Origin of the sequence: Sphingomonas sp. SORGH_AS_0870 (genome assembly GCF_031453175.1) — a bacterium.
Lineage (GTDB): Bacteria > Pseudomonadota > Alphaproteobacteria > Sphingomonadales > Sphingomonadaceae > Sphingomonas.
Map to the genome: position 1 here is coordinate 3,655,141 of NZ_JAVIYW010000002.1, position 26,035 is coordinate 3,681,175.

The 26,035-nt window shown below is 67.1% G+C and carries 20 protein-coding genes and 2 pseudogenes; 8 read left to right on the forward strand and 14 right to left on the reverse strand.

Annotated features, from left to right (window positions below; translation table 11 throughout):
* Positions 1 to 6 precede the first annotated feature (6 nt).
* Positions 7 to 744: a thioredoxin domain-containing protein gene (locus QE363_RS16980; protein ID WP_309697165.1), complete on the forward strand. Its 738-nt coding sequence runs from the start codon at positions 7 to 9 to the stop codon at positions 742 to 744.
* A gap of 1,105 nt (positions 745 to 1,849) precedes the next feature.
* Here QE363_RS16980 and groL read toward each other — a convergent pair.
* Both groL and groES read right to left on the reverse strand, forming a co-directional pair.
* Positions 1,850 to 3,490, reverse strand: coding sequence for a chaperonin GroEL (gene groL, locus QE363_RS16985; RefSeq protein WP_307100603.1), 1,641 nt, complete (start codon positions 3,488 to 3,490; stop codon positions 1,850 to 1,852).
* Between the two features lie 57 nt (positions 3,491 to 3,547).
* Positions 3,548 to 3,835: a co-chaperone GroES gene (gene groES, locus QE363_RS16990; protein ID WP_230483787.1), complete on the reverse strand. Its 288-nt coding sequence runs from the start codon at positions 3,833 to 3,835 to the stop codon at positions 3,548 to 3,550.
* Positions 3,836 to 4,061: 226 nt separating this feature from the next.
* Here groES and sppA point away from each other — a divergent pair, with 226 nt between their 5' ends.
* The 5 genes from sppA to QE363_RS17015 all read left to right on the forward strand — a co-directional run bounded on the left by sppA (position 4,062) and on the right by QE363_RS17015 (position 10,365).
* On the forward strand, positions 4,062 to 6,026 hold the full coding sequence (gene sppA / locus QE363_RS16995; RefSeq protein WP_309697168.1) for a signal peptide peptidase SppA: 1,965 nt from the start codon (positions 4,062 to 4,064) through the stop codon (positions 6,024 to 6,026).
* A 204-nt stretch (positions 6,027 to 6,230) separates the two neighbouring features.
* Positions 6,231 to 6,821, forward strand: coding sequence for an N-acetyltransferase family protein (locus QE363_RS17000; protein WP_309697170.1), 591 nt, complete (start codon positions 6,231 to 6,233; stop codon positions 6,819 to 6,821).
* 146 nt (positions 6,822 to 6,967) lie between these two features.
* Positions 6,968 to 8,458 (forward strand): glucose-6-phosphate isomerase, encoded by a 1,491-nt coding sequence (pgi, locus tag QE363_RS17005; protein WP_309697172.1) that lies wholly within the window; start codon positions 6,968 to 6,970, stop codon positions 8,456 to 8,458.
* Positions 8,459 to 8,684: 226 nt separating this feature from the next.
* Complete coding sequence (gorA, locus tag QE363_RS17010; RefSeq protein ID WP_309697174.1) at positions 8,685 to 10,034, forward strand: glutathione-disulfide reductase; 1,350 nt, start codon at positions 8,685 to 8,687, stop codon at positions 10,032 to 10,034.
* Positions 10,035 to 10,197: 163 nt separating this feature from the next.
* Positions 10,198 to 10,365, forward strand: coding sequence for a hypothetical protein (locus QE363_RS17015; RefSeq protein ID WP_307100613.1), 168 nt, complete (start codon positions 10,198 to 10,200; stop codon positions 10,363 to 10,365).
* Between the two features lie 15 nt (positions 10,366 to 10,380).
* Here QE363_RS17015 and QE363_RS17020 read toward each other — a convergent pair whose 3' ends face one another.
* The 7 genes and pseudogenes from QE363_RS17020 to ptsP form a co-directional block, all read right to left on the reverse strand.
* A complete protein-coding gene (locus QE363_RS17020) occupies positions 10,381 to 11,004 on the reverse strand; it encodes a glutathione S-transferase family protein (protein ID WP_309697177.1) in 624 nt (207 codons plus the stop codon).
* A 30-nt stretch (positions 11,005 to 11,034) separates the two neighbouring features.
* The gene (locus QE363_RS17025) at positions 11,035 to 11,931 is read right to left on the reverse strand and encodes a dienelactone hydrolase family protein (protein WP_309697179.1); all 897 of its coding nucleotides are present in this window, start codon (positions 11,929 to 11,931) and stop codon (positions 11,035 to 11,037) included.
* A gap of 285 nt (positions 11,932 to 12,216) precedes the next feature.
* Positions 12,217 to 14,196: pseudogene (gene ftsH / locus QE363_RS17030) on the reverse strand (ATP-dependent zinc metalloprotease FtsH).
* 124 nt (positions 14,197 to 14,320) lie between these two features.
* Positions 14,321 to 15,313 (reverse strand): tRNA lysidine(34) synthetase TilS, encoded by a 993-nt coding sequence (gene tilS / locus QE363_RS17035; protein WP_307100620.1) that lies wholly within the window; start codon positions 15,311 to 15,313, stop codon positions 14,321 to 14,323.
* Positions 15,314 to 15,420: 107 nt separating this feature from the next.
* Positions 15,421 to 16,356, reverse strand: a complete 936-nt coding sequence (locus tag QE363_RS17040) for a tetratricopeptide repeat protein (RefSeq protein WP_309697182.1) — start codon at positions 16,354 to 16,356, stop codon at positions 15,421 to 15,423.
* A 73-nt stretch (positions 16,357 to 16,429) separates the two neighbouring features.
* Positions 16,430 to 17,407: a helix-turn-helix domain-containing protein gene (locus QE363_RS17045; RefSeq protein ID WP_309697184.1), complete on the reverse strand. Its 978-nt coding sequence runs from the start codon at positions 17,405 to 17,407 to the stop codon at positions 16,430 to 16,432.
* Positions 17,408 to 17,477: 70 nt separating this feature from the next.
* Positions 17,478 to 19,752: pseudogene (gene ptsP / locus QE363_RS17050) on the reverse strand (phosphoenolpyruvate--protein phosphotransferase).
* Between the two features lie 189 nt (positions 19,753 to 19,941).
* Between ptsP and QE363_RS17055 the strand changes: the two are divergent.
* On the forward strand, positions 19,942 to 20,472 hold the full coding sequence (locus tag QE363_RS17055; protein WP_309697186.1) for a DUF4142 domain-containing protein: 531 nt from the start codon (positions 19,942 to 19,944) through the stop codon (positions 20,470 to 20,472).
* Here the strand turns inward: QE363_RS17055 and lldD are convergent.
* The 3 genes from lldD to QE363_RS17070 form a co-directional block, all read right to left on the reverse strand.
* A complete protein-coding gene (gene lldD, locus QE363_RS17060) occupies positions 20,469 to 21,614 on the reverse strand; it encodes an FMN-dependent L-lactate dehydrogenase LldD (RefSeq protein WP_309697187.1) in 1,146 nt (381 codons plus the stop codon). The genes QE363_RS17055 and lldD overlap by 4 nt on opposite strands.
* Positions 21,615 to 22,091: 477 nt before the next feature.
* Positions 22,092 to 22,607 (reverse strand): hypothetical protein, encoded by a 516-nt coding sequence (locus QE363_RS17065; RefSeq protein ID WP_309697189.1) that lies wholly within the window; start codon positions 22,605 to 22,607, stop codon positions 22,092 to 22,094.
* Positions 22,604 to 23,878, reverse strand: a complete 1,275-nt coding sequence (locus tag QE363_RS17070) for an XRE family transcriptional regulator (RefSeq protein WP_309698233.1) — start codon at positions 23,876 to 23,878, stop codon at positions 22,604 to 22,606. Before QE363_RS17070 ends, QE363_RS17065 begins: the two co-directional genes overlap by 4 nt.
* A 117-nt stretch (positions 23,879 to 23,995) precedes the next feature.
* On the opposite strand from QE363_RS17070, the gene QE363_RS17075 reads away from it, so the two are divergent.
* Entirely contained in the window at positions 23,996 to 24,220 is a 225-nt protein-coding gene (locus QE363_RS17075; protein ID WP_309697191.1) for a DUF2188 domain-containing protein, read from the forward strand.
* Between the two features lie 359 nt (positions 24,221 to 24,579).
* Here QE363_RS17075 and QE363_RS17080 read toward each other — a convergent pair whose 3' ends face one another.
* Both QE363_RS17080 and QE363_RS17085 read right to left on the reverse strand, forming a co-directional pair.
* A complete protein-coding gene (locus tag QE363_RS17080) occupies positions 24,580 to 25,119 on the reverse strand; it encodes a hypothetical protein (protein ID WP_309697193.1) in 540 nt (179 codons plus the stop codon).
* Positions 25,120 to 25,171: 52 nt separating this feature from the next.
* Entirely contained in the window at positions 25,172 to 26,035 is an 864-nt protein-coding gene (locus QE363_RS17085; protein ID WP_309697196.1) for a hypothetical protein, read from the reverse strand.

Consider the following 26,035-nt stretch of genomic DNA (forward strand, 5'->3'; position numbering starts at 1 on the left):
TTGTCGATGAAGTCTCGTCTCCTCCTTCTCGCCCTGCCTCTCGCGCTGGCCGCCTGCGGTGGCGGCGGCGACGCCAACAGCAGCGCTCCCGCCGCCTCGCCGGTCGCGGCGGTTCCCGCGCCTGCGGGCAAGGACTGGACCCAGGTCGTCAGCAAGACCGGCGAAGGCTTCGTGATGGGCAACCCCAATGCCCCGATCAAGCTGGTCGAATATGGCTCGCGCCTGTGCCCCGCCTGCGGCGCCTTTGCGCGGGAAGGCTATGAGCCGCTGACGAACGATTACGTCAAGTCGGGCAAGGTCAGCTGGGAATTCCGCGAATTCCTGATCCACGGCGCGCCCGACCTGCCGCCCGCGCTGCTCGGCATCTGCGCGGGCGAGGCGACCTTCTTCCCGATCCTGGAACAGATGTACCAGTCGCAGCAGGGCTTCAACGACAAGCTCCAGGCGATGAGCCCCGAGCAGCAAAAGGCGTTGCAGAATGCCAAGCCGGTCGACGTGATCAAGGCGCTGGCCGACCAGATGGACCTGATCAACTTCGTCAAGCAGCGCGGCATCCCCGAGGCCAAGGCGCGCGCCTGCCTCGGCAACATGCTGGAGATCGACCGCCTGACCAAGCAGACCCAGGATCGCGGGGCCGACGGCACGGTGACGGGTACCCCGACCTTCATCCTGAACGGCAAGCCGCTTCAGGGTGCGATCACCTGGAAGGACGTCCAGGCGGCGCTGAAGAACGCGGGCGCGTAAGCGCGGCATTCGCGGTTCGTGAAGGGCGGTCGGGCGAAGGCTCGGCCGCCCTTTTTCGTGTCCACGCCTCCTGCTCCCCGGCGAAGGCCGGGGCCCAGTCGCCCCATCGTCGCTGGCGCGCGGACGGTTTCATGGGAGGCGTTTGCAACGCGCCGGTTTGAGCCTCCCACGCGACGCCGGGAGCCATCTCGATCGCTTCGTAACTGGGCCCCGGCCTTCGCCGGGGAACGGGGCCTTTCAATGGCTCTCCCCTACCCCGTTCGCACTGAGCGAAATCGAAATGCACGCCCCGCCATCTCCGCGAGGGGATTCCCATGGCCTTCGACTGCGCTCAGGCTGAACGGAGGGAGGATGTAGGATGGTGCCGACGCTCCCCCACCCCGTTCGTACTGAGCAAAGTCGAAGTGCATGCCCCGCCATCTCCGCGAGGGGATTCCCATGGCCTTCGACTGCGCTCAGGCTGAACGGAGGGAAGGATGTGGGATGGCGCCGACACTCCCCCACCCCGTTCACACTGAGCGAAGTCGAAGTGCACGTACCGCCGTCTCCGCAAGCGGATTCCCATGGCCTTCGACTACGCTCAGGCTGAACGGAGGGAAGGATGTGGGATGGTGCCGACACTCCCCCACCCCGTTCACACTGAGCGAAGTCGAAGTGCACGTACCGCCGTCTCCGCAAGCGGATTCCCATGGCCTTCGACTACGCTCAGGCTGAACGGAGGGCAGACTGTGGGATAGCGCCGACACTCCCCACCCCCGTTCGCACTGAGCGAAGTCGAAGTGCACGCCCCACCATCTCCGCGAGGGGATACCCATGGCCTCCGACTGCGCTCAGGCTGAACGGAGGGAAAGATGTGGGATCGCGCCGACACTCCCCACCTCCGTTCGCACTGAGCGAAGTCGAAGTGCACGCCACGCCATCTCCGCGAAGGCATTCCCGTGGCCTTCGACTACGCTCAGGCTGGACGGAGTTCGGAACCATGAAGCAGACACAAAAAAAGGGCCCGGGGATCGCTCCCCGGGCCCTTTTCTGTTGGCTGTGCCGCAAGGACAGGCCGGTCCGGTTCCCGGCGAGGCGCAAGCCCCGCCGGTCGCCGCTATCCGACTTAGAAGTCCATGCCGCCCATGCCGCCCATGCCGCCACCGGCGGGCATGGCGGGCTTGTCTTCGGGCAGCTCGGCCACGGTGGCTTCCGTGGTGATCAGCAGGCCCGCGACCGACGCCGCGTTCTGGAGCGCGGTGCGCACGACCTTGGTCGGGTCGATGACGCCGGCGGCGACCAGGTTCTCATAGGTGTCGGTCGACGCGTTGAAGCCGAACGAGGTGTCGTTCTGGTCGAGCAGCTTGCCCGACACGACCGCACCGTCATGACCCGCGTTCTGAGCGATCTGGCGAACCAGCGCGGTCAGCGACTTGCGAACGATGTCGATGCCGCGGGTCTGGTCGTCGTTGACGCCCTTGACGCCGTCCAGCGCCTTGGTCGCGTACAGCAGCGCCGTACCACCGCCGGGGACGATGCCCTCTTCGACGGCCGCGCGGGTCGCGTGCAGCGCGTCGTCGACGCGGTCCTTGCGCTCCTTCACCTCGACCTCGGTCGCACCGCCGACCTTGATCACGGCCACGCCGCCAGCGAGCTTGGCCAGACGCTCCTGGAGCTTCTCGCGGTCGTAATCGCTGGTGGTGTTCTCGATCTGCGCACGGATCGCCTCGGTGCGGCCCTTGATCGCGTCGGCATCACCCGCACCATCGACGATGGTGGTGTTGTCCTTGTCGATCGTGACGCGCTTGGCGGTGCCCAGCATGCCGACGGTGACGGTCTCGAGCTTGATGCCCAGATCTTCCGAGATCAGCTCGCCCGCGGTCAGGATGGCGATGTCTTCCAGCATCGCCTTGCGACGATCGCCGAAGCCCGGTGCCTTGACCGCTGCGACCTTCAAGCCGCCGCGCAGCTTGTTGACGACGAGCGTGGCGAGCGCCTCACCCTCGATGTCCTCGGCGATGATCAGGAGCGGACGGCCCGACTGGACGACGGCTTCCAGGATCGGGAGCATCGCCTGCAGGTTCGACAGCTTCTTCTCGTGGATCAGGATGTACGGGTCGTTGAGTTCGACCGTCATCTTCTCCGGGTTGGTGATGAAGTAGGGCGACAGGTAACCACGGTCGAACTGCATGCCCTCGACGACGTCGAGTTCGAATTCGAGGCCCTTGGCCTCCTCGACGGTGATGACGCCTTCCTTGCCGACCTTTTCCATGGCTTCGGCGATCTTCTCGCCGACTTCACGGTCGCCGTTCGCCGAGATGATGCCGACCTGGGCAACTTCCTGGCTGCCCGAGACGGGCTTCGAGCGCGACTTGATGTCCTCGGTCACCTTGGCGACGGCGATGTCGATGCCGCGCTTCAGGTCCATCGGGTTCATGCCGGCCGCAACCGACTTCATGCCCTCGCGGACGATCGCCTGAGCGAGGACGGTCGCGGTGGTGGTGCCGTCACCGGCGATGTCGTTGGTCTTCGACGCCACTTCGCGCACCATCTGGGCGCCCATGTTCTCGAACTTGTCCTTGAGTTCGATTTCCTTGGCGACCGAAACGCCGTCCTTGGTGATGCGGGGCGCACCGAACGACTTGTCGATCACGACGTTGCGGCCCTTCGGCCCCAGCGTGACCTTGACGGCATCGGCGAGGATGTCGACGCCCTTCAGAATGCGCTCACGCGCGTCGCGCGAAAACTTGACTTCCTTGGCTGCCATGGTGGCTACCCTTTCGATCTGGAATTGTCAGAAAAACGGAAAAGAAGAAACGGTCGCTCAGCCGATGATGCCGAGGATGTCCGATTCCTTCATGATCAGCAGGTCTTCACCGTTCACCTTGACCTCGGTGCCCGACCACTTGCCGAACAGGATGCGGTCGCCCGCCTTCACGTCCAGCGGGGTCAGCTTGCCGTCTTCGGCCTTCGCGCCCGAACCGGCGGCGACAACCTCGCCCTCCTGGGGCTTTTCCTTGGCGGTGTCGGGGATGATGATCCCACCGGCCGTCTTTTCCTCGGCCTCGACGCGACGGACGAGAACGCGGTCGTGCAACGGACGAAAGTTCATTGCCATGTCCCTTTATCTGGCATGTTACACTTTTCTGGCACTCGAGCCATGCGAGTGCCAACGCCACCGGATATGTGAACGCCGGTTCAGGCCGTCAACGACCCCCATCAAAAAATTTCGACCGGCCGCCCCGAAAGCGGGAACAAAATCGCGGTGCGGCGGCGTCCGTATTGGGTGGCTAATACGGACCATTGCCGCGCCTTCGCGGCTGGGGTAGCGATGGGGAATGACCGACGCTCGCGCAGACGCTCTTCCGCCCGCCTCTCCCCTCGACCAGGATTTCAGCCGACCGGGACGCAAGCCGGGCAAGCGCAGCGGCTGGCGCATCCTGAAGGCGGCGTGGCGGCTGCTGGTCGGGATCAAGGATTTCCTGGTCCTGGCGGCAATGCTGTTGTTCTTCGGCCTGATCTTCGCCGCGCTCAACGCACGGCCGGGGACCAAGGCGATCACCGACGGCGCCCTCCTCCTCAAGCTGGACGGCCCGATCGTCGAGCAGCCCGAGACCATCGCGCCGCTCGCCATGCTGTCGGGGCGCAGCGTCCCGCACGAATATCGCCTGCGCGATCTGGTCCGCGCGATCGATGCCGCCAAGGATGACGGCCGGGTCAAGGTGCTGGTCCTGGACCTGGATGCGTTCGGCGGCGCCTATCCCGCCAGTCTTCAGGAGGTCGGCGACGCGATCCAGCGCTTCCGCAAGGGCGGCAAGCCGGTGCTGGCCTATGCCACGGCCTATACCGACGGCGCCTATCGCCTGGCCGCGAACGCCAGCGAGATCTGGGTCAACCCACTGGGCGGCACGCTGTTCGCGGGGCCGGGCGGCAACCAGCTCTATTACAAGGGCCTGATCGACAAGCTGGGCGTCAACGCGCATGTCTACCGCGTCGGCAAGTTCAAGTCCTTCGTCGAGCCCTATATCCGCGCCGACCAGAGCCCCGAGGCGCGCGCGGCCTCGCAGGCGCTGTACGGCACGCTGTTCGCCCAGTGGCGCGAGGGCGTCGCCAAGGCGCGGCCCAAGGCGCAGATCGACGGCTTCCTGGCCCAGCCCGACCGTGCGGTGCTGGCCGCGAACGGCAGCATCGCCGATGCGAACCTGAAGGCCGGGCTGGTCGACAGGCTGGGTGACAAGCTGGCCTTCGGCAAGCGCGTCGCCGAGATTGCGGGCGCCGACGCGAGCAAGCCCGCGGGCAGCTTCCGGACCATCTCCTACGCCTCCTGGGTTCGTGCCCACCCCCTGCCGACGCAAGGCGACGCGATCGGCGTGCTGACCATCGCGGGCAATATCGTCGATGGCGAGGCGGGCCCCGGCACCGCGGCGGGCGATACGATCGCCAAGGCGCTGCTCGACGGGCTGGCCAAGAAGAAACTGAAGGCGCTGGTCGTCCGCGTCGCCTCGCCCGGCGGCTCGGTGCTGGCCTCCGAGCAGATCCGCCAGGCGATCCTGGAGGCCAAGCGCCAGAAGCTGCCCGTCATCGTGTCGATGGGCGGCCTGGCCGCATCGGGCGGCTATTGGGTCTCGACCCCCGCCGACCTGATCTTCGCAGAGCCGGGCACGATCACCGGGTCGATCGGCATATTCGGGCTGATCCCCTCGTTCGAGAACACGCTGGCCAAGATCGGCATCACCACCGACGGGGTGAAGACCACGCCGCTGACCGGCCAGCCCGACGTGCTGGGCGGCTTCACCCCGATGCTCGACACGATCCTCCAGGCGGGGATCGAGAATGGCTATCGCCAGTTCCTGACCCGCGTCGCCGAGTCGCGCCACATGTCGGTGGAAAAGGTCGACACCATCGCGCAGGGGCGCGTGTGGGACGGCGGCACCGCGCGGCAGATCGGGCTGGTCGACCGGTTCGGCACCCTGTCCGACGCGATCGCCGAGGCCGCGCGCCGCGCCAGGCTGGACCCCGCCAAGGTCCATGCCGAATATCTGGAGAAGAAGCCGGGCTTCGCCGCGATGCTGGCCGAAGGATTCGACGGCGACGATGACGACACGCAGCAGGGCGGCGACGTGTTCGCCATCGCCGCGGCGGAGCGTCGCGCGGTCGCGGCCCGCGCGCTGGGCGATGTCGCACGGCTGGCGCGCGGCGGGTCGGTGCAGGCGCGCTGCCTGGAATGCGGCGGCCTGGGTCCGGTGGGCTCGGTCAGCGACGAGCGGCTGCTCGATCTGCTGATCGCGCGGCTGGGGTTGTGAGCTGATCCGCCATCTCCGTTCAGCCTGAGCGAAGTCGAAGGCCAGAGGACTCTCTTGCCCCTACGTGGGGCGTGCACTTCGACTTCGCTCAGTGCGAACGGGGCTTGGGATTGTGGCCTTCCCAAAACGGCGCGCGGGAATCGGGGCTTTCCGAACGGCGCATCCGCACGCTAGGCAGGCCCATCGTTTCAGGAGACGCCCCCCATGATCGCCATTCGCGCCGCCCGCCCCGATGACGCCGCCGCCATCGCCGCCATCTATGCGCCGCACGTGCTGGCGGGGGTGGTGTCCTTCGAGACGCAGGCGCCCGATGCCGATGCGATGCGTGCGCGGATGGAGGGCGCGGACGGGCTGTATCCATGGATCGTCGCCACGCTGAGCGACGAGGCGGGCCGCGAGGATGCCGTGATCGGCTATGCCTATGCCGCGCGCTTCCGCGAGCGCGCGGCGTATCGCTGGGTGGTGGAGACGACCATCTATGTCGCCGACGTGTCGCAACGCGCGGGCGTCGGACGGCTGCTCTACGAGGCGCTGGTCGACACGCTGACCGCGCAGGGCTTCACCCAGGCGATGGGCGTGATCGCGCTGCCCAATGACGGATCGATCAAGCTGCACGAGGCGGTCGGCTTCCGCCGCGCGGGCGTCTTTCGCGAGGTCGGCCACAAGCATGGCCGCTGGATCGATGTCGGCTATTGGCAGCGCGAACTGGCCCAGCCCGTGCCCCAGCCCGCCGAGCCCCGGCGCTTTGCCGATGTCGGCGTGGTGCGCGACCCGGTGGCGGTGAAGCACCGCTGACCGATCCGCCGCAAGTCGCCCGCCCGTGGCGATTTCGCGTACCAGCCTGATCCACCATACCAATCTAGGGCTTGGCTTTGCGCACCCGCATTGTCTAACGCCGTGGATGAAGCCCTTTGGGGCAGGTCAAGGAAGGAACAGGCATCATGGCTGCCGACTGGTCGACGATCGAATCGCTCCCGCAGACTCCGCTTCTCGATCTTTTCGCGAATGATCCCAACCGGCTGGCCTCGCTCAGCCTGGACGTGGCGGGCATCCATTTCGACTGGTCCAAGACGCATCTGACGCCCGACGCCGTCGCCGCCTTCGCCGAACTGGCCAAGGCCAAGGGGCTGGCCGCCAAGCGCGACGCGCTGTTCGGCGGCGAGGTGGTCAACGTCACCGAAGGCCGCGCGGTCGAGCACACCGCCGAGCGTGGCGAGGGCAATCCCGAAAGCGTCGCCACCGCCCGCGCCTCGCACGCCCGGATGCGCGCGCTGATCGACGCGATCGAGGCCGAGGCGCTGGGTCCCATCCGCCATGTCCTGCACATCGGCATCGGCGGATCGGCGCTGGGCCCCGACCTGCTGGTCGACGCGCTGGGCCGCGACAGCGACCGCTATGACGTCGCCATCGTCTCCAATGTCGACGGCGTCGCGCTGGAGGAGGTGTTCAAGCGCTTCGACCCCGCCGCCACCTTGCTGGTCGTCGCATCCAAGACCTTCACCACCACCGAGACGATGCTCAACGCCACCTCGGCGCTCCAGTGGATGACCGAGCATGGTGTCGAGGACCCCTATGGCCGCGTCATCGCGCTGACCGCCAACCCCGCCAAGGCGGTCGAATGGGGCGTGGACGAGACGCGCATCCTGTCCTTCGCCGAGTCGGTCGGCGGCCGCTATTCGCTCTGGTCGACGATCGGCTTTCCCGCCGCGCTGGGCCTGGGCTGGGACGCGTTCGAGGAACTGCTGGAAGGCGCGGCCGAGATGGATCGCCATTTCCGCCTGAGCGACCTGTCGCAGAACGCCCCCGCGCTCGCCGCCTTTGCCGACCTCTATTACACCCAGGTCCGCCATGCCGAGACGCGCGCGCCCTTCGCCTATGACGAGCGACTGCGCCTCCTGCCCTCCTATCTCCAGCAGCTGGAGATGGAATCGAACGGCAAGGGCGTGACGGTCGACGGCCAGCCCGTCGGCCGTCCCACCGCCGCGATCACCTGGGGCGGGGTCGGCACCGATGCGCAGCACGCGGTGTTCCAGCTGCTCCATCAGGGCACCCACCTCGTCCCCGTCGAGTTCATCGCGGTGGTCGAGCCGGGCGACGTGCTGAGCGACGAGCATCACCGCCAGCTGCTGCTCAACGCCTTCGCGCAGGGCGCCGCGCTGATGAAGGGCAAGAAGACCGACGATCCCGCGCGCAGCTATTCCGGCGATCGTCCGTCCTCAACCATCCTGCTCGAGACGCTCGACCCGCGCACGCTGGGCGCGCTGATCGCCTTTTACGAGCACCGCGTGTTCGTGAACGGCGTGATCCTTGGCATCAACAGCTTCGACCAGTTCGGCGTCGAGCTGGGCAAGGAAATGGCGAAGGCCGCCGATCAGGGCGGGCAGGATTTCGATCCCTCGACCGAGGACCTGATCAAGCGCGCCTTTGGGTGATCCGATCCTCCCCCTGCCAGGGGAGGGGGACCGGCGAAGCTGGTGGAGGGGTGTCGCCCTTTCGATAGCGGGACACCCCTCCGTCACGCGACGCGTGCCACCTTCCCTTGCAGGGGAGGAATTTGAATTTCCGATCACTGTCAGGGGGACGCTGAACTTGGCTCGGCGTCCCCCGTTATGCTTTTAGGCGGGCCTGTCGCCCCCATTCCCCGGAGAAACCGATCCCATGGCTGAGTATGACTATGACCTGTTCGTCATCGGCGCAGGCTCGGGGGGAACGCGGGCGTCGCGGGTCGCGGCGGCGCATGGCGCGCGCGTGGCGGTGGCCGAGGAGTATCGCGTCGGCGGCACCTGCGTCATCCGTGGCTGCGTGCCGAAGAAGCTGCTGGTGTACGGCGCGCATTTCGCCGAGGATCTGAAGGACGCCCGCCGCTTCGGCTGGCAGGTGCCCAGCGAGTGCGAATTTTCGTGGAAGACGCTGCGCGACAATGTCCTGTCGGAGGTCGACCGGCTGAACGGTGCCTATACCAACACGCTGGAAAGCCATAAGGTCGAGATCATCCAGCAGCGCGCGGTCGTTACCGGCCCGCACAGCGTGCGCCTGGCCGATGGGACCGAGAAGACCGCCGACAAGATCCTGATCGCGGTCGGCGCGCATCCCGCCGTCCCCTCCTGCCCCGGCCATGAGCATGGCATCACCTCCAACGAGGCGTTCCATCTCGATGCGATCCCCAGCCGCGTGCTGATCGCGGGCGCGGGCTATATCGCGAACGAATTTGCGGGCGTCTTCCACCAGTTCGGCGCGCACGTCACGCTGATCAACCGCAGCAAGGATATCCTTCGCGGATACGACCTGACGATCCGCGACCGGCTGCTCCAGATTTCGATGATGAAGGGGATCGAGTTCCGCTTCGACGCGACCTTCGAGGGGATCGAGAAGCAGGCGGACGGCTCGCTGCTGGTTTCCATGTCGAACCATGCGCCGATCGAGGTCGATCTGGTCATGTTCGCGACCGGCCGCCTGCCCAACACCCATGGGCTGGGGCTGGAATCGGCGGGCGTCGAATTGGACGAGCATGGCGCGATCAAGGTGGACGAGGATAATCGTTCGACCTGCGACAGCATCTATGCGGTCGGCGACGTGACCAACCGCGTCCAGCTGACCCCAGTGGCGATCCGTGAGGGACAGGCCTTTGCCGACACGATCTTCGGCAACAAGCCGACCCGCGTCGATTATAACTGCATCCCCGCCGCCGTGTTCAGCCACCCGCCCATGGCGGGGGTCGGCATGACCGAGGCGCAGGCCAAGCAGAAGCTGGGCTCGGTCCGCGTCTATACCTCCGACTTCCGCCCGATGAAGAATGTGCTGGCGGGGCGCGACGAGCGTGCGCTCTACAAGATGGTGTGCGACGGCGACACCGACCGGGTGGTCGGGCTGCACATGATCGGCCCCGACGTGCCCGAGATCATCCAGGCGGCGGCGGTCGCGGTGAAGGCGGGGCTCACCAAGGCGCAGTTCGACGCCACCGTCGCGCTGCACCCGACCATGGCCGAGGAACTGGTCCTGATGCGCTGACCCGCGCGCACCCTGCCCCCGAGTGTCCCGCTCGGGGGCAGATGGTCACTTGGCCCAGGGAATTCGTTATCGCGAAAAACGTTATCGAAGCTTAAGCCTCGCGCGTTATGCGATTGCACGGCCGTCACGCGATGGTCCGAAACCCGTTGCCCTGGAAACCGCGATGTCCGCTCCTGCCCCGACCCTCGATCAGATCATCGCGCTGGCCCAGGCCGCGCTGGAGGGCGCCGATGCGCTGAACCAGCCGCTGGCGGGCAATCATTTCGCCGCCGGGCTCGACATGCTGCGCGCCGCCCAGCAGGCACAGCGCGCGTTTCCGGTACTCGCCTGACCCGCCGGGGCGGAGTCAGGCCACCCCTTCCTCGACCCTTTCGTCGTCCAGCGCAGTGGCGCGCGCATGGGCGGGGCGATCGCTCAACCGGCCGATATAGGCCATGACCGGCTCGGTCTTGGGCAGCAGTCCGAACTGGGTGAACCACATCAGTTGCGACCCCAGATAGACATCGGCGGCCGTGAAGCGATCCCCCGCGATATAGGGATGGCGCGCCACCGCATCGCCGATCACCGCCACCGCCCGGTCGAAATCGCCATAGCCCGCCATGCGCTGCTGCTCGACCGTCGGGGTCACGCCCATCGCGCGGTTGGTGATCGCCGCCTCCAGCGGGCCCGCCGCGAAGAACAGCCAGCGATAATAATCGGCACGCTCCGCCGGCAATGGCGCCAGCCCGGCATCCGGAAAGGCATCGGCCAGATAGGCGCAGATCGCAGCGGTTTCGGTCACCACCTGCCCGCGATGGACGATGGCGGGCACCTTCATCATCGGGTTGATCGCGCGATAGGCGGGCGCGACCATCGTCGTCCCATAGTCGAGCACCACCGTATCGTAAGAGGCCCCGCTCTCCTCCAGCATCCAGCGCGCGATGCGGCCGCGCGAGCGGGGGTTGGTGTAGAGCGTCAGATCGTCGGTCATCGCATGTTTCCTCGATACGTGCCGGACCGGTCAGACCCGGTCGAGATGGCGATGCAGGAAGCGCATCGTCCGCTCCCATGCCTGCGCGGCCGCCGCCGCGTCATAGCGCGCCGCCGAGCTGTCATTGTTGAACGCATGATCGACGCCGGGATAGGTGAAGGCCTCGACCGGCCGCCCCGCCGCCTTGAGTGCCGCGACCCAAGGCGTGCCGGTCGCGTTCACCCGCGCATCCTTGCCCGCATAATGGAGCATCAGCGGCGTGCGGACCTTCACCGCTTCGGCCGGGTCGGGGGCAGGCCCGTAATAGGCGACCCCCGCCGCCAGGGCCGGTCCCGCCGCCACCGCCAGCCGGTTGACGAACGCCCCGCCCCAGCAAAAGCCGACCGCGCCGACCTTGCCGGTCCCCGTCCGATCCGCCCGCCCATGGTCGATCATCGCCCGCGCCTGGGCCAGCGCCAGATCATAGTCGAGCGTACCGATCAGGGTGCGCGCCTTGTCCTCGTCGGGCGGCGTCCCCCCCTGGGGGGCGAGCAGGTCGGGCGCGATCGCGTGGAATCCGGCCAGCGCCAGCCGCCGCGCGACATCCTCGATATGTGGGGTCAGGCCGCGATTCTCATGGATGATCAGGACCGTGCCCAGCCGCTTCCGCGCAGTCCGGGGACTGGCGAGATAGGCCGCCGACCGCGCGCCCGCCTCCATCCCCTCGCGCCGGTCGATCCGCAGCCGCGTGTCGTGCGGATCGGTCTGCGTGGCCGCCGCCGGACTGGCGGCGATGCCAAGGATCAGCGCCTCGGCCGCCGCGGCCGACCCGGCCAGCGCGGTCATCTGACGCAACAGGGTACGGCGGTCGTGATGCTCATGGGTGAAGGCGTCATAAATCCGGACGGCCCGGTCATGCAGCGAATCGGTCGGGGGGATATCGGTCATGCGGGCATCCTCCACTCCTGATCGCGGGTCCGGCATCGGCGCCGGTGATTTTGCGATCCGGATGAGTAGCTTAGTCGGGTGCGGGGACCGGGGCTAGGCTTGATCGGGTCCGGTTGGGACATGGCCTTCGACTTCGCCCAGGCCGAACGGAGAGAGGCACCGCCCCCCTCACCCGAAACCGCCGTTCACGCTGAGCGAAGTCGAAGCGCACGGGATGGCGCACGCCTCCAAACAAAAAGGCCACCCCCTTTCGGGGATGGCCCTTATGTCAGCTTGGCTGGAAGATCACGCCCCCAGCGGGCTCGGCGATCCGAACGGTCCGGGGCCGCGCCGCGTCTTCGGGATCGAGGTTCCCGCCTTGGCGATCGGCACCGCCTTCGCCTTGGGATCGTCGCGACCGATATCGTCGCCCGCGATCAGCTTCTTGATCTCGTCGCCCGACAGCGTCTCATATTCCAGCAGCGCACCGGCCAGCAGATGGAGCTGGTCGACATGCTCGGTCAGGACGTGCTTGGCGCGGTGCAGGCCGCCCTCGACGATCGACTTGATCTCGTCGTCGATCAACTGCGCGGTCTGGTTGGACATGCGCACCGGCTGGCTGGACGAGTAACCCAGGAAGCTCTCGCCCTCGGGCTGGGCATATTCCACCGGGCCGACCTTGTCCGACATGCCCCATTTGGTGACCATGTCGCGCGCCAGACCCGTGGCATATTGGATGTCGCCGCTCGCGCCGCTCGACACCTTGTCGTAACCGAAGATGATCTCCTCGGCGACGCGACCGCCCATGGCGACGGCCAGGTTCGCGTACATCTTGTCGCGGTGATAGCTGTACGAGTCGCGCTCCGGCAGGCGCATCACCATGCCCAGCGCGCGACCGCGCGGGATGATCGTCGCCTTGTGGATCGGGTCCGAGGCCGGTTCGTGCAGCGCGATGATCGCATGGCCCGCCTCGTGATAGGCGGTCATCCGCTTCTCGTCCTCGGTCATGACCATCGAGCGACGCTCCGCGCCCATCATGACCTTGTCCTTGGCTTCCTCGAACTCGGCATTGGCGACCAGGCGCTTGCCCTTGCGCGCCGCCATCAGCGCGGCTTCGTTGACCAGATTGGCCAGGTCCGCACCCGAGAAGCCCGGCGTGCCGCGCGCGATGACGCGGGCATCGACGTCGGGTGCCAGCGGCACCTTCTTCATATGGACTTCGAGGATCTTCACGCGGCCGTCGATGTCCGGACGCGGCACCACGACCTGGCGGTCGAAGCGGCCGGGACGCAGCAGCGCGGGATCGAGCACGTCGGGGCGGTTGGTCGCGGCGATGATGATGATGCCCTCATTGGCCTCGAAACCATCCATCTCGACCAGCAGCTGGTTCAGCGTCTGCTCGCGCTCGTCATTGCCGTTGCCCAGGCCCGCACCGCGATGACGGCCGACCGCGTCGATTTCGTCGATGAAGACGATGCAGGGCGCGCTCTTCTTGGCCTGTTCGAACATGTCGCGCACGCGGCTGGCGCCGACGCCGACGAACATCTCGACGAAATCCGAACCCGAAATGGTGAAGAAGGGCACGCCCGCCTCCCCCGCGATCGCGCGCGCCAGCAGCGTCTTGCCGGTGCCGGGCGAGCCGACCAGCAACGCGCCCTTCGGGATCTTGCCGCCCAGACGGGCGAACTTCGACGGGTCCTTCAGGAACTCGACAATTTCCTGCAGCTCTTCGCGCGCTTCGTCGATGCCGGCCACATCGTCGAAGGTCACCTTGCCTTCCTTCTGGGTCAGCATCCGCGCGCGGCTCTTGCCAAAGCCCATCGCGCCGCTGGCCCCGCCGCCCTTCTGCATCTGGCGCAGCACGAAGAAGGCGATGCCGATGAACAGCAGGAACGGCAGCGAATTATAGAGCATCAGCATCCAGATCGACGGGCCTTCCTCGGCCTTGGCCGTGAAGGTCACGCCTCCTCACCCGCCCTTGTCGCGCAGACGCGGGATCAGCTGCGAATCGGGAACCGGGCTGGTGCGAAATTTCTCGCCCGAGGACAGCGTGCCCGTGATCGAATCGCGCGAGATGACGGCGGTCTTCACCGTCCCCTCGTCCACCTTGTCGAGGAAGGTGGAATATTCGATCTGGTTGCCGCTCTGGGCCGACGATCCCGCGCCGGACAGGCTGACGAACAGGGCGAGCGCCATCAGGATGCCCACCCAGATCAACAGGCTCTTCATCCAGGGGTTGCCGCCCCCATTGGGATCGGGGCTCTGTTGCTTGTCGTTGTCGTTCATCGGTGCCGGATACCTTTCAGCCCTCAAGATAGGCACAGCGAGGTTAATGGCAATGGAACAACGCCGATCAAAGTGATCGAGCGCCCCCTCCGACGTCGATCACGCGCCCGAGTCAGCCCCCCAGTCAGCCGGTGCGGCGGGGCGGCGCGGGACGGAAGCGCCAGATACCCGACCGCACGCTGGCGATCACGCCCGCCTGGGTCGCGCGGCTGCCTTGTGCCAGCGCGTCGAGCAGCTTCTCGATATTGCCGCCCTCGTTCCAGGCGGGAGCCTCGATCGCGGCGGCGGCGCGAACGGTGCCGATCGCGCGCCGCGCCAGCCGACGCCCCAGTTCGCGCGGCAGGTCGGCGGCGGCGATGCGGACATTGTCCCCGTCGATCTGCGCCCGCTCCTGCCACAGCCAGTCGACCGTCGCGCGCAGATCGGTGTCCGCCTCGGCCAGCTGCGCCGCCGCCCGCGCGAGTTGCGCCACGCCCAGCCATTCATGCCCGTCGAGCAGCTGGCGGAACCGGGTGCGGTCGTGCCGGGGATCATGATTGGCGGGATCGTCGACAAAGGGCGCCTCGGCGCGGCGGACGATCCGGCGCAGCTCGGCGCGGCGCCAGTCGAGCAGCGGGCGCAGCACCGTCATGCCTGCGATGACCGTCCGGGCCCGGACCCCGGACAGCCCCGACAGCCCGGCCCCGCGCGCGGCGCGCATCAGGAAGGTCTCGGCCTGGTCGTCGGCATGATGCGCGGTCAGGATCGCCGCTGCGCCGATCGCGCGCGCCTGCTCGGCGAGCAGCGCATAGCGGACCTCGCGCGCCTGCGCCTGGATGCTGGCTCCCGCGATCGCCTCGCCGGGCCTGAGGGCGTGATGCGGCACGCCCAAAGTGGCGCAGTGTGCCGCGACCATCCGCACCTCGTCGGCGGCCTCGGGGCGCAGACCGTGATCGACCGTCGCCACCGCGATCCGCCCCGGAAAAGCCGAAGCCGCCAGCATCAGCATCGCCATGCTGTCGGGGCCGCCCGACACGCCCAGCAACAGCGGCGCCGTATCGGAGGACAAATCGTGAAGGATCGTCAGATCCGCCGCGAAACGCGCGATCTGATCGACGGCCGTGGCATCGGTGGCCATGATGCTCTCGAAACTGGTGAGGGATGCGCCCGCTCTGGCCCTTCCGCCGCCCGCGCGCAAGGGGTTTCGGCCCCCTGCCCGCCGCCGGTTTCGAGCGGATCAGCCGCTTACTGGCACTTGGCCGCCGAACGTCCCGCCGCGACCTGCCCCTTCATCGCGCCCGACAGCTTGGCGCCATAGACATCGCTCAGCTCGTCATAGACCTTGCAGGCATCGGCGGCCTTGTTGAGCTTGGTCAGCGCCTGGCCCAGATACATCAGGCTTTCGGGGGCGCGCTCGCCATCCGGGAATTTCTTGTAATTCTCGTAAAAGGCCATCGAAGCGAGGCTGGGCTTGCCCGAGTCGAGATAGGTGCGGCCCAGCAGATTCTGCGCATAGCTGGCGCGGCGGCTCTTGGGATAGTCCGCGACGACCTTCTTCAACTGCGCCTCGGCTTCGGGGTAGCGCTTGGCCGCCCACAGGCGATAGCCATAGAGATAGGCGTCCTCGGCCGCATCGCCGGTCGATGGCTTTTCCACTGCCGCGCCGCCGGCCGCCGCCGGGGTCGCCGTATCGCCGCTCGCGACGACCGCCGCCGGGGTCTTGGTCGGGCGGGTCGAGGCCGTCGGAGCGGGCGTTCCGGTGTCGAGCGGCGCGCTCTGCCCGGCCGGGGCGATCGGGGCGGGCCCGGCCTCCAGCGCCTTCAACCGCGCCTCGGTGCCGCGCCTATAGGCGTCGAACTGCTCCTGAAGCTGGCGGGTGCGAAAGCCGTTCTGCTCGATCTGGCCGGTCAGATTGGCCATCTGCTCCTCAAGCGAGGTGACGCGCGAGGTCAGGTCTGCCAGCGCGCTCGTCGCGGGCACGCCGGGGGCCTGCGCCTGGGTCTGGGGCGCGGTGATCTCGGGCTGGACATAGCCGCCCGCGCCGTTCGGAAACACCTTGCGCTGGACCGCGCGCATCTCGCTTTCCAGCTTGCCGACCCGGCCCTCGACATTGGACTGGGCTTGCGCGGCGGTCGGCAGGATCATCACGGCCGCGACCCCGGCCAGCAACAGGTTACGCATCGGTCTCACCCCCCGGTGGGCTGGTTGTTGAACGGACGCGGCACCCTATGCCCCGTCCCGGCTGTCTCCAGCCTTAAAGATCGGCCGGTGCCGTGGCGGCGGGCGTCGGCGACGGCGCGGGGGCGGGCGGTGCCGTCACCCCTGCATCATTGCCGGTCGTCGTCGGGCGCCGTCGCTCCTCGCGCACGCGCGGCGCGGCGACAGGAGTCGGCAAGGCGCTGGCGGCGGGCTGGGGCGCGCCGGACAGACGCGCCGCGATCGAGGCGGGGTCGAGCCGCACGTCCTTGATCGCGCGCGAACCGTCGCCCAGCGGCGGGATGGCCGCGCCGTTCAGCGTCACCGCCAGCTTGTCGGGACGGCCGACATTCAACAGCGGCCCCTGCGCATCGGCGGGCACCTCATATTGCTCGCCGGGCTTCAGCGTGCCCATCTTCAGCGTGACGTTGTTGGCGTCATAGACACGCAGCCAGACATCGCCCTTGGCGGTCAGCACGACCTTGCCGCCCGTCACCGGGGTCGGGCTGGGCGCGGGCGTCGGAGCCGGAGCGGCGGCGTTCGCATTGGCGAGCGGGGTCGCAGCGGGCACCTCCTGTGCGGTGTGGTCGCGGCGGAACAGGTCGGTGCCGTACCACAGCCCGGCGATGATCAGCAGCGCCAGCGCCAGCCCGACGCCGAAAATCGCCAGCCCGCGCGACGGCACGCGGGCGGGATCGGCGATATCCTGGGGCACATATTCGGTGATGCGGCGGCCCAGCCGGTCGACATCGGCGCGCACCGCCTGCGCGATCGCCACCTCGTCCGCGCCCACGGCACGGGCATAGGCCTTGGCGAAGCCGACCGCATAGGTGGCCGATGGCAGGCTCTGATAATCGGATGCCTCGATCGCCGCGAGATGGCGGCTGGGGATACGCGTCCGCGCACCGATATCGCCGAGCGAAAGCCCCTGCGCCTCGCGCGCCGTGCGCAGGACGTCACCGGCGCGGGCAGGTGCCGCCGGTGCGGCATCGTGGCCGGGATTGACCTCGTCCATTCTCAACTCCGAAGTGACCATGGCCCACCCCATGATCGCGGTCGTTCTTTCAGACGGCTGGGATCAAGTCAACGCGGAGCCCCGCCCCGCGTCAGGCCAATTCCACACCATTCGTCGCAGCCCAGGCACCAAGCGCCCCGCGCATGTCACGGACCGGATTGGCAAGCAGCCGCGCCATCTCGGCGGTGATCGCCGCGCGGTCGAGCGAGCGGATCATCGCCTTGACCGGCCCGACCGCCGCCGGGGTGATCGACAGCCGGTCGAGCCCCAGCCCGATCAGCGCCATCGCCTCCAGCGGACGCCCGCCCATCTCGCCGCACACGCCGACGCGCACCCCCGCCGCGCGCGCGGGCTCGACCACCCGGCGCAGGAAGCGCAGGATCGAAGGGCTGAGCCAGTCATAGCGCTCGGCCAGCTTCGGGTTGGCCCGGTCGGCGGCGAACAGGAACTGGGTCAGGTCGTTGGTGCCGATCGACAGGAAATCGACATTGGGCAGTATCAGGTCGAGCTGTTCGGCCAGCGCGGGCACCTCCAGCATCGCGCCGTAGCGCACCTCGATCGGCAGGCGGCGTCCGCGCGCGCCCAGCCAGGCGCGCTGCGCCTCGAACAGCGCCTTGGCCTCGTCGAACTCCCACGCCTCCGACACCATCGGGAACATGACGTGGAGGGTGCGCCCCGCCCCCGCCTCGATCAGCGCGCGCGCCTGCGCCTTCATCAGCCCGTCGCGCTCCAGCGCCAGGCGCAGCGCGCGCCAGCCCATCGCGGGATTCTCCTCGTCCCCGGCGGGCGTGTTCAGATAGGGCAGCGCCTTGTCGCCGCCGATGTCGATGGTGCGGAACACGACCGGCCGGTCGCCCGCCGCCTCCATCACGTCACGGTACAGACGCTGCTGCCGCTCGCGCTGCGGCAGGGTGGCGGAGACGAGGAACTGGAATTCGGTGCGGAACAGCCCGATCCCGTCCGCCCCCGTGGTGTCGAGCGCGGCGGCATCGTCGCGCAGCCCGGCATTGACCATCAGCGTGACGCGGTGCCCGTCCTTCGTCACCGGCGGCACGTCGCGCAGGGCCGCGAACGCCGCGCGCCGCTTCTGGCGCAGCGCCAGCTTGGCCTCGAACGCCTCCTCCATCGCCGAGGTCGGACGGACCAGCACGCTGCCCTCGGTCACGTCGAGGAGCAGCTGGTCGCCCTCCGCGATCTGGCGCCGCACGTCGCTGACCCGGCCCAGCACGGGCACGCCCATCGCGCGCGCCACGATGATGACATGCGCGGTCAGCGACCCTTCCTCCAGGATCACGCCCTTCAGCCGCCGCCGGTCATATTCCAGCAGCTCGGCCGGGCCCAGGTTGCGCGCGATCAGGATCGTGTCCTGGCGCAGGCCCAGCTGCGCCGCCGTCCCCATCTGGCCCGACACGATGCGCAGCAGCCGGTTGGACAGGTCCTCCAGATCGTGCATCCGGTCGGCGAGCAGCGGGTCGTCGATCTGGCGCATCCGCTGGCGCGTGCGCTGCTGCACCCGCTCGATAGCGGCCTCGGCGGTCAGGCCGCTGTCGATCGCCTCGTTGATCCGGCGCGCCCAGCCCTCGTCATAGGCGAACATCTTATAGGTCTCGATGACCTCGACATGCTCGCCCGCCACACCGAACTCGGCCTCGCGCGCCATGCGGTCGATCTGTTCGCGCATCTTGTCGAACGCGGCATAGACCCGGCGGCGCTCGGCATCGATGTCCTCGGCGACCGTATGCTCGATGACGATGCGCGGCTGGTGATAGACCGCAAAGCCGCTGCCCATGCCGTCGACCAGCTTCTGTCCGCCCAGCCGGACCGACGCGGTCATCTGCGGCCGCGCGCCCGCCGCGCCCGCCGCGTCGATCAGCCCGGCATTGGCGATCAGTTCGGACAGGACCATCGCGACGGTCTGCAGCGCCTCGATCTCGACATCGGCATATTTGCGCGGCTCGCTATGCTGCACCGCCAGCACGCCCACCGCCCGTTCGCGCCGGGATGATCGGCACGCCCGCAAAGCTGTGGAACCGGTCCTCGCCCGTCTCGGGCTTATAGGCGAAATCGGGATGGCTTGCGGCTTCGTCCAGGTTCAGCACCTCGACATCCTCGGCGATCGTGCCGACCAGCCCCTCACCCAGCGCCAGCTTGGTGACGTGGACCGCCTCCTCGGCCAGCCCGCGCGTCGCGAACAGCTCCAGCACGCCCTCGCGTAGCAGATAGATGGAGCACACCTCGCTGCCGATCGCCTCGCCGATGATCTGGACCACCTGGTTCAGCTTGGCTTGGGCTGGCGCGCGCGACGCCATCACGTCGTGGAGGCGGACGAGGATCTCGCGGGCGGATGCGGCGGCCGAAACGGGCATGGCGACAGGGCTAACAGACGGCAGGCGGCGGTGTCATGCCCTAATATCGCAGCGCCGTGCCTTTTCCGGTTGGACGCGCCCCTCCCATATCGCCCAAGTGACTGATCCGCGTTATATTTCAGATATTTATCTGGAACAGCGCGATGATCGGCCGGTTGCGATCCCACATCCATTGCACGGGAGATCATCATGCCCAAGGCCCTTCGCATCGCGCCCGCCCTTTGCCTCGCGCTCGGCATCGCCGCCGCCACCCCCGCCATGGCGCAGACCCCGCCGCCCCCGCCCCCTGCCGCCGCCACGGCGAAGGCCCCCGATTATGTGAAGGCGGCGGGCATGAGCGATCTGTACGAGATCACCTCCAGCAAGCTCGCGCTGCAAAAGTCGCGCAATGCCGATGTCCGGCGATTCGCGCAGATGATGATCGATCATCACCAGCAGACGACCGCCGCCACCGTGCAGGCGGCGCGGCAGGACGGCCTGAGGCCGACACCGCCCCGGCTGGGCGGGGCGCAGGCCTCGATCGGCGAGCTGAGCCGCGCTTCGGGCGATGCTTTCGACCGGCTCTATATCGGGCAGCAGATTCCCGCGCATCAGGCCGCGCTCGAACTGCACCAGGGCTTCGCGGCGAATGGCGACAAGCCCGCGCTGAAGGCCAGCGCGCAAAGCGCCATCCCGATCGTGCAGCAGCATATCCAGATGCTGCAACAGATGCCGCGCTAGGCGATACGCCCGGCCAGCGCCGTCCGGTCGAGTTCGGCGACCGAACGGACGCCGGTCAGGGTCATGGCGACGCGCATCTCGCTGTCGATCAGGCGGAGGAGGTTGGCGACCCCGGCCTCCCCGTCCGCCGCCAGCGCATAGATGAAGGCGCGGCCCAGCATCACCGCATCCGCCCCCAGCGCCAGCATCCGCACCACGTCGAGCCCCGATCGGATGCCCGAATCGGCGAGCAGCCGTAGTTCGCCCTTCACCGCGTCGGCGATGGCGGGCAGGGCGTGTGCGCTCGACCGCACGCCGTCCAGCTGCCGCCCGCCATGGTTGGACACGACGATCCCGTCCGCGCCGAAGCGCACCGCGTCGCGCGCGTCCTCCGGGTCGAGAATGCCCTTGATGACGATCGCGCCCTTCCAGACACCGCGAATCCATTCCAGGTCGCGCCAGGCGATCGACGGATCGAAATTGGCCGCCAGCCAGCCGATATAGTCGGCCAGCGCGGTCGGCGCGCCGCGATAGGCCGAGATATTGCCCAGGTCATGCGGCCGCCCGCGCAAGCCCACATCCCAGGCCCAGCGCGGATGCGTGACCGCCTGCACCATCCGGCGAAACGCGGCATTGGGCCCCGACATGCCCGAATGCGCATCACGGTAGCGTGCACCGGGCGTCGGCATATCCACCGTGAAGACCAGGGTCGTCACCCCCGCCGCCTGCGCCCGCTCCAGCGCGTCGCGCATGAAGCCGCGATCCTTGAGCACGTAGAGCTGGAACCAGATCGGCGCAGCGGACGCCGCCCGCACTTCCTGGATCGCGCAGACCGAGACGGTCGACAGAGTGAAGGGAATGCCCTTGGCCGCCGCCGCGCGCGCCGCCTGCACCTCGCCGCGCCTGGCATACATGCCGGTCAGCCCGACGGGCGCCAGGACCACCGGCATCGCCATCCGGGTGCCGAACAGCTCGGTCTCCAGGCTGAGATCGGCGACGTCGCGCAGGACCCGCTGGCGCAGTTCGATCCCGGCCAGATCCTCGACATTGCGGCGCAACGTGTGCTCGGCATTCGCGCCGCCGTCGATATAGTGGAACAGGAACGGCGGCAGCCGCCGGCGCGCGGCCTCCCGATAGTCGGTCGGGGCGGAGATGATCGTCACGCGGCAGCCTCTATCCCGGATGGCCCGGCACGCCCGAGCACGACGACTCGCTGACGGAGCCCTTGCCCGTTCCGTACACCGCGCCACCCCCACGACAAAAGCCCCAGCGGCCCAGCCCCACGCGCGATGCGCAGCGGCCTCGGTCAGGCGATCAATCCGAAATGTTCGATGGCGCGCCCGAGGTGAAAGCGGTGGGCACTCAGATCATTGGGAAATTCGGGTTCCGAGGGCGGCTTAATGGGGTCTTCTACCCGAACGTGAGTCGATAGGGCCTGACGCGACGATTCATCGATAGCCCTCGCGGCCTAGTCCCGAATCTCGGGTGGCCGAGTTTGGGACGAAGCCGTCGTTCTGAGATTACAGGTCGATGACCGTTCTCGCCGAAAGCTGCCAATCGCATGGGATTTTGGCGTTGCTCTCGCCAGCGAACGCCGCATCGCAATCGCGCACTTCTTTATGAATGCCACAAACGGAAGGCTACATCATCTCGGTGAAGCTGGCGACAGGAATGCGAAAGCGGTGATTAGCTGCCCAATCGTCCTTGATGGTGTCGGCCTGCGCAACTGTTATCAAGGCATGCTCAATCATGCGCACCATAAGATCAGCGGTCCGCACGATCACCAATCCTTCGGCGATCCGCTGGGCCTCGTTGATGGCACGTCGGTCGTCGATCGCCACCCCCGCACCTGTCACCATGGCATGCGCGATCGTGGCACTTTCACCCACGCCTAGACGGGTCGTACCCGTCAGCTGCCCGAAAATATTGAGCGCCGCCTCGTTGGTGACGGTGCAGGCCTCGACGTGGCCTGCGGCCAATGCCGCTCGATACCGCTCCACCTGCTCAGGATAGAAATCTGTCAGCTCGCCTGCGGCATGGTCGGTGACGATGAAGCGGCAGGGCAATGCGCCAAGCAGTTCCATCCGATCAATGCGGAGGAAATTGACCAACACGGAGGTGTCAGTCACGAGGATGGCGTCAGGAAAAACCATCACGCAGAGCGGGCCACCTCAGCCAGATCGAAGAGATGACGACCTTCGATTTCGAGGGACTTGCTCAGGTCGAGCAATCGCCCACGGGAGATTTCCCCACGGCGGTAGGCCTCAATGGCCAGGTGCGCGATGCGACTACGCAGCTCGCGGCTGCCACGCTTCTGGTTGTCGGTGCCTTCAAGGTCGTCAAACAGCTCCAGCGCCCTGAGGTAATCGCGTCCCGCATCCTGCTTGCCGGGGGTGCGCAGCGCTTCACTTTCCGCTGGACTGATGCGGCGAAGGCTCTTGAGGCGAAACACCGCCGCTTCGTAGCTCACGCCAAAGCGGTGGGCGATGTAGGCCACGTCCTGAAAGCCGATGGTTTGCGAATTGGGTGCAGGCCGTGCCTGCCCCTCGATGCTGCCGCCGCTGGCGGCATCGAACACAAGTACGTCACCACGGGAAGGCTGGCCCTTCCCGAGCTGGCGCAATTCGTCGTCTATGCCTTCTGCGGGTAGCAGAAAAGCGGAAGCGAAGGCGTTCGCGCGCTGCTCAACCCGTTCTGCCCGATTGTCGGTGGTGGTGACATTCGCCACCCGATCCCGATCGAACAGGGCATGCGCATATTCATGCGCGTAGGAGAAACGGCGGCGCGCGCGCGGATGCTGCGCATTGACGAGAATTGCCATGCCGATGCTTGGATGGTGCAGGAATAGGCCAGACATGGTGCCAGGCAGGTTTGCCCCTGATGCCCAAATGCCCTGATCAACCATCATCTCAGCGAGGTCTGGAAGTGGCGCGCTTCCCAAACCAAGACGACGGCGCTCTTGGTCGGCAACCTTATGCCCCTGAAGGACGGCATCCCACACGGAACGGGGGGTGGGCTCCTGATACACAGGGGGGCTGGGGCGCTCTTCGCGTCCAAGCATCGCCTCAAGGTTGACGCCTTCGCGGCACAGGGAAACGCACCGCGTCACCTGAAGACGGATGCTATCATCTTCTTGCAGGCCAGGTGCAAGCCGATGGAGTGCGACAAGCACGTCATCATCCTGCGGCTGCACTTCGGTGAGGAACCACGATAGTGGCCGACGGTAAAGCTCGGCGAGCTTGCTCAGCTCCAAGGTGGAGACAAGACGGTTGCCCGCCTCAATCTGGGTGATCGCGGTGCGCGGAATGCCGACGTGATCTGCCGCGGCTTGCTGGCTTACGCTGGCAAGCTCCCGTGCTTCCCGCAGCCTGCGGGCTAGTTCTGGGCTGGTCATGACGATCTCCTCACTGCCAGGGAGGGCAGTCATCTCCACACATTTTTCCCCTTCTATATACACCATCGAACAAAAATGTCAAATTCTTCCTTGAATGTTCGATTGCTCAATTCCATATTCTAACTGCCAATCCGGAAGGGGGTGATTTGAATGGCAGGCAAGAACCAGCATGTGGTCCGTCGCGGTGACGACTGGGCAGTTCTGGGGGCGGGAAACAGCCGTGATACGGCACACTTCGACACGCAGCGCGAGGCAATCGCGCGGGCGACGGAGATTGCCCGTAACCAGGGCAGCGAAGTCCTCATCCATGGCAGGAATAATCTGATCCGTGAGCGTAACAGCTACGGCAACGATCCCTTCCCGCCGCGCGGCTAAGAGGGAAGCCCTGAGGCTTCCCTCTGCCGATGGCTGATGCACGGTGCGAAACGGACTTCAGCTGACGGTAACATAGACGCTGCTCCTGCTCGTAACGGGGGCAGCGTCTATATGTGCGTTGCGTTGACGAATGCCACCCATTTTATTCGCTTTGCCAATCGTCTGCTTAGGTCACGGCGATTGACCGCATTTGGTGGAACCGGAAGTTGGCCGTGCAGGGCAGAACGACTGGCTTTGGTCGAAAGTTGACTGGCTGGCGGTCGATTGAATACTGTCGTCCAATCGACCGCCAACGATGTGACAGTCCTGTCAGCGTTGACGGTACGCACATCTTACGCGCCAACGAGGCTGACGACGCCTCACGCCGCCACCCGCACCTCCTCCATCGGTGTCGCGTCGGCGTAGCTGCCCCCGGCGGGTATGAAAACCGAACCGTGCAATTCGATGCCGCGCATCTGATCGGCGGCTTCCCGCCAGCGCCGGTGCGCGCGTTCAATGCCGCGCTTGATGCGGCTGTGGGACGGCAGCGGCGACGCGGTCAGGATGGAGCGCGGCCCGACCGACCAGCGATGCGTGTCGCTGAGCAGTTCGATGATCCCGTCGTCGCTGGCGAGGTAGGGCTGCACGTCCGCGTGCCACTCGACAAGGACGTTGCCGCGTGTGGCAAGCGAGATGCCAACTGGCCCATCGGCGATGGGCAGGTCGAATTGCACGAGGACGAAGTCTCGGTTGGTCTGTTCGACGATGGCGGCGATCTCCAGTGCCTCGGCGAAGTTCTTGCGCCCGCCCGAGGCATAGGCGATCGGATTGCCGATGGGCGCATATTGTGGATAGCCCATCGCGAGACGCAGGCCGATGGTCCAGGCCTGCATCGTATCCATTGATTCGATGACGCTCATATCGTTGATCCTTCTTTCTTTTCCGCCCCTTCGAAGAGGCCATCATCACGGCTCAGTTGCAGGCCGAGGCTCCCAAGGTTTCCAGTTTGCGGGCTTCCGCCGCGAAGGATGCGGCGAGCAGGTCGTCGGCGTATCGCTGCCAATCGGCAGCGTAAGGTCGGTGGGCGCAGTGCTCGGTGACGAAGCCCGTCAACCGCCGCGTTGCCTCCAGGACGGAGACGGTGCCGCCGGACAGGTGGCGCCAGCGCATCAGAAGTGCCGCAGTGCTCAGCACGTCGCCCTCGCAGACCGAGCGGACTGCCGACCATTTGCCCTGCTGCATCAATTGCGAGACGAGGTCCGGCCGGCAGGTCAGTTTGGCCGGGATGCCCAGCCGGGCAGCGACCTCGGCGAGGTGCGCGGGGGCCGCCCCGCCGCACATTTCGCTGCAGAGGTCGAGATGGCCCGATGCATCGCGCCGCCATGGCGACAACAGGCCTGTCAGGCACGATGGCAACCGCAGGCCGGCGTCGATCGCCCCGATCAGGATCTGCGGCAGGTCGGCGTGGAAGCCACCCCAGGTCGCGAGCTGGACGTGGCCAAGCTGCTCCATATCGGTGAAAAAGGCCTTCAGGACAGCGGCTTCGTCCTGCTCCGGCAGGCCGCGCGTTTCCAGCCTAACCGGTCGCAGGCCGTCATCGGCCTCGGTCATCACCAGCCAACTCAGTGTCGTGATCCGGTGACAGGGCCAGCGCGGTGTCACGCGCGGGTCAGTCCGTAATTCGCGCGAAGACAGGTTAGCCGCATCGGCGGGCAGGAAGCGTTCGCTTGCCTGGTATCGGCCATGCGCTTCATGGTCATAGGCGAGTTCGGCATCGAGGACGACGACGAAGCGGGGCGTGTTGCTCTTCCAGAGCGAGGTCAGGTCGTGGTGCAT

Excerpts from the sequence above, each read along its gene's own strand:
- groL (WP_307100603.1), bottom strand. The coding sequence starts at position 3,490 with ATGGCAGCCAAGGAAGTCAAGTTTTCGCGCGACGCGCGTGAGCGCATT.
- QE363_RS17075 (WP_309697191.1), top strand. The coding sequence starts at position 23,996 with ATGGCAGGCAAGAACCAGCATGTGGTCCGTCGCGGTGACGACTGGGCA.
- QE363_RS17085 (WP_309697196.1), bottom strand. The coding sequence starts at position 26,035 with ATGCACCACGACCTGACCTCGCTCTGGAAGAGCAACACGCCCCGCTTC.
- sppA (WP_309697168.1), top strand. The coding sequence starts at position 4,062 with ATGACCGACGCTCGCGCAGACGCTCTTCCGCCCGCCTCTCCCCTCGAC.
- QE363_RS17000 (WP_309697170.1), top strand. The coding sequence starts at position 6,231 with ATGATCGCCATTCGCGCCGCCCGCCCCGATGACGCCGCCGCCATCGCC.
- QE363_RS17025 (WP_309697179.1), bottom strand. The coding sequence starts at position 11,931 with ATGACCGATATCCCCCCGACCGATTCGCTGCATGACCGGGCCGTCCGG.
- groES (WP_230483787.1), bottom strand. The coding sequence starts at position 3,835 with ATGAACTTTCGTCCGTTGCACGACCGCGTTCTCGTCCGTCGCGTCGAG.
- QE363_RS17020 (WP_309697177.1), bottom strand. The coding sequence starts at position 11,004 with ATGACCGACGATCTGACGCTCTACACCAACCCCCGCTCGCGCGGCCGC.
- pgi (WP_309697172.1), top strand. The coding sequence starts at position 6,968 with ATGGCTGCCGACTGGTCGACGATCGAATCGCTCCCGCAGACTCCGCTT.
- QE363_RS17070 (WP_309698233.1), bottom strand. The coding sequence starts at position 23,878 with ATGACTGCCCTCCCTGGCAGTGAGGAGATCGTCATGACCAGCCCAGAA.
- tilS (WP_307100620.1), bottom strand. The coding sequence starts at position 15,313 with ATGGCCACCGATGCCACGGCCGTCGATCAGATCGCGCGTTTCGCGGCG.
- QE363_RS17040 (WP_309697182.1), bottom strand. The coding sequence starts at position 16,356 with ATGCGTAACCTGTTGCTGGCCGGGGTCGCGGCCGTGATGATCCTGCCG.
- QE363_RS17080 (WP_309697193.1), bottom strand. The coding sequence starts at position 25,119 with ATGAGCGTCATCGAATCAATGGATACGATGCAGGCCTGGACCATCGGC.
- QE363_RS16980 (WP_309697165.1), top strand. The coding sequence starts at position 7 with ATGAAGTCTCGTCTCCTCCTTCTCGCCCTGCCTCTCGCGCTGGCCGCC.
- QE363_RS17045 (WP_309697184.1), bottom strand. The coding sequence starts at position 17,407 with ATGGTCACTTCGGAGTTGAGAATGGACGAGGTCAATCCCGGCCACGAT.
- QE363_RS17055 (WP_309697186.1), top strand. The coding sequence starts at position 19,942 with ATGCCCAAGGCCCTTCGCATCGCGCCCGCCCTTTGCCTCGCGCTCGGC.
- gorA (WP_309697174.1), top strand. The coding sequence starts at position 8,685 with ATGGCTGAGTATGACTATGACCTGTTCGTCATCGGCGCAGGCTCGGGG.
- QE363_RS17015 (WP_307100613.1), top strand. The coding sequence starts at position 10,198 with ATGTCCGCTCCTGCCCCGACCCTCGATCAGATCATCGCGCTGGCCCAG.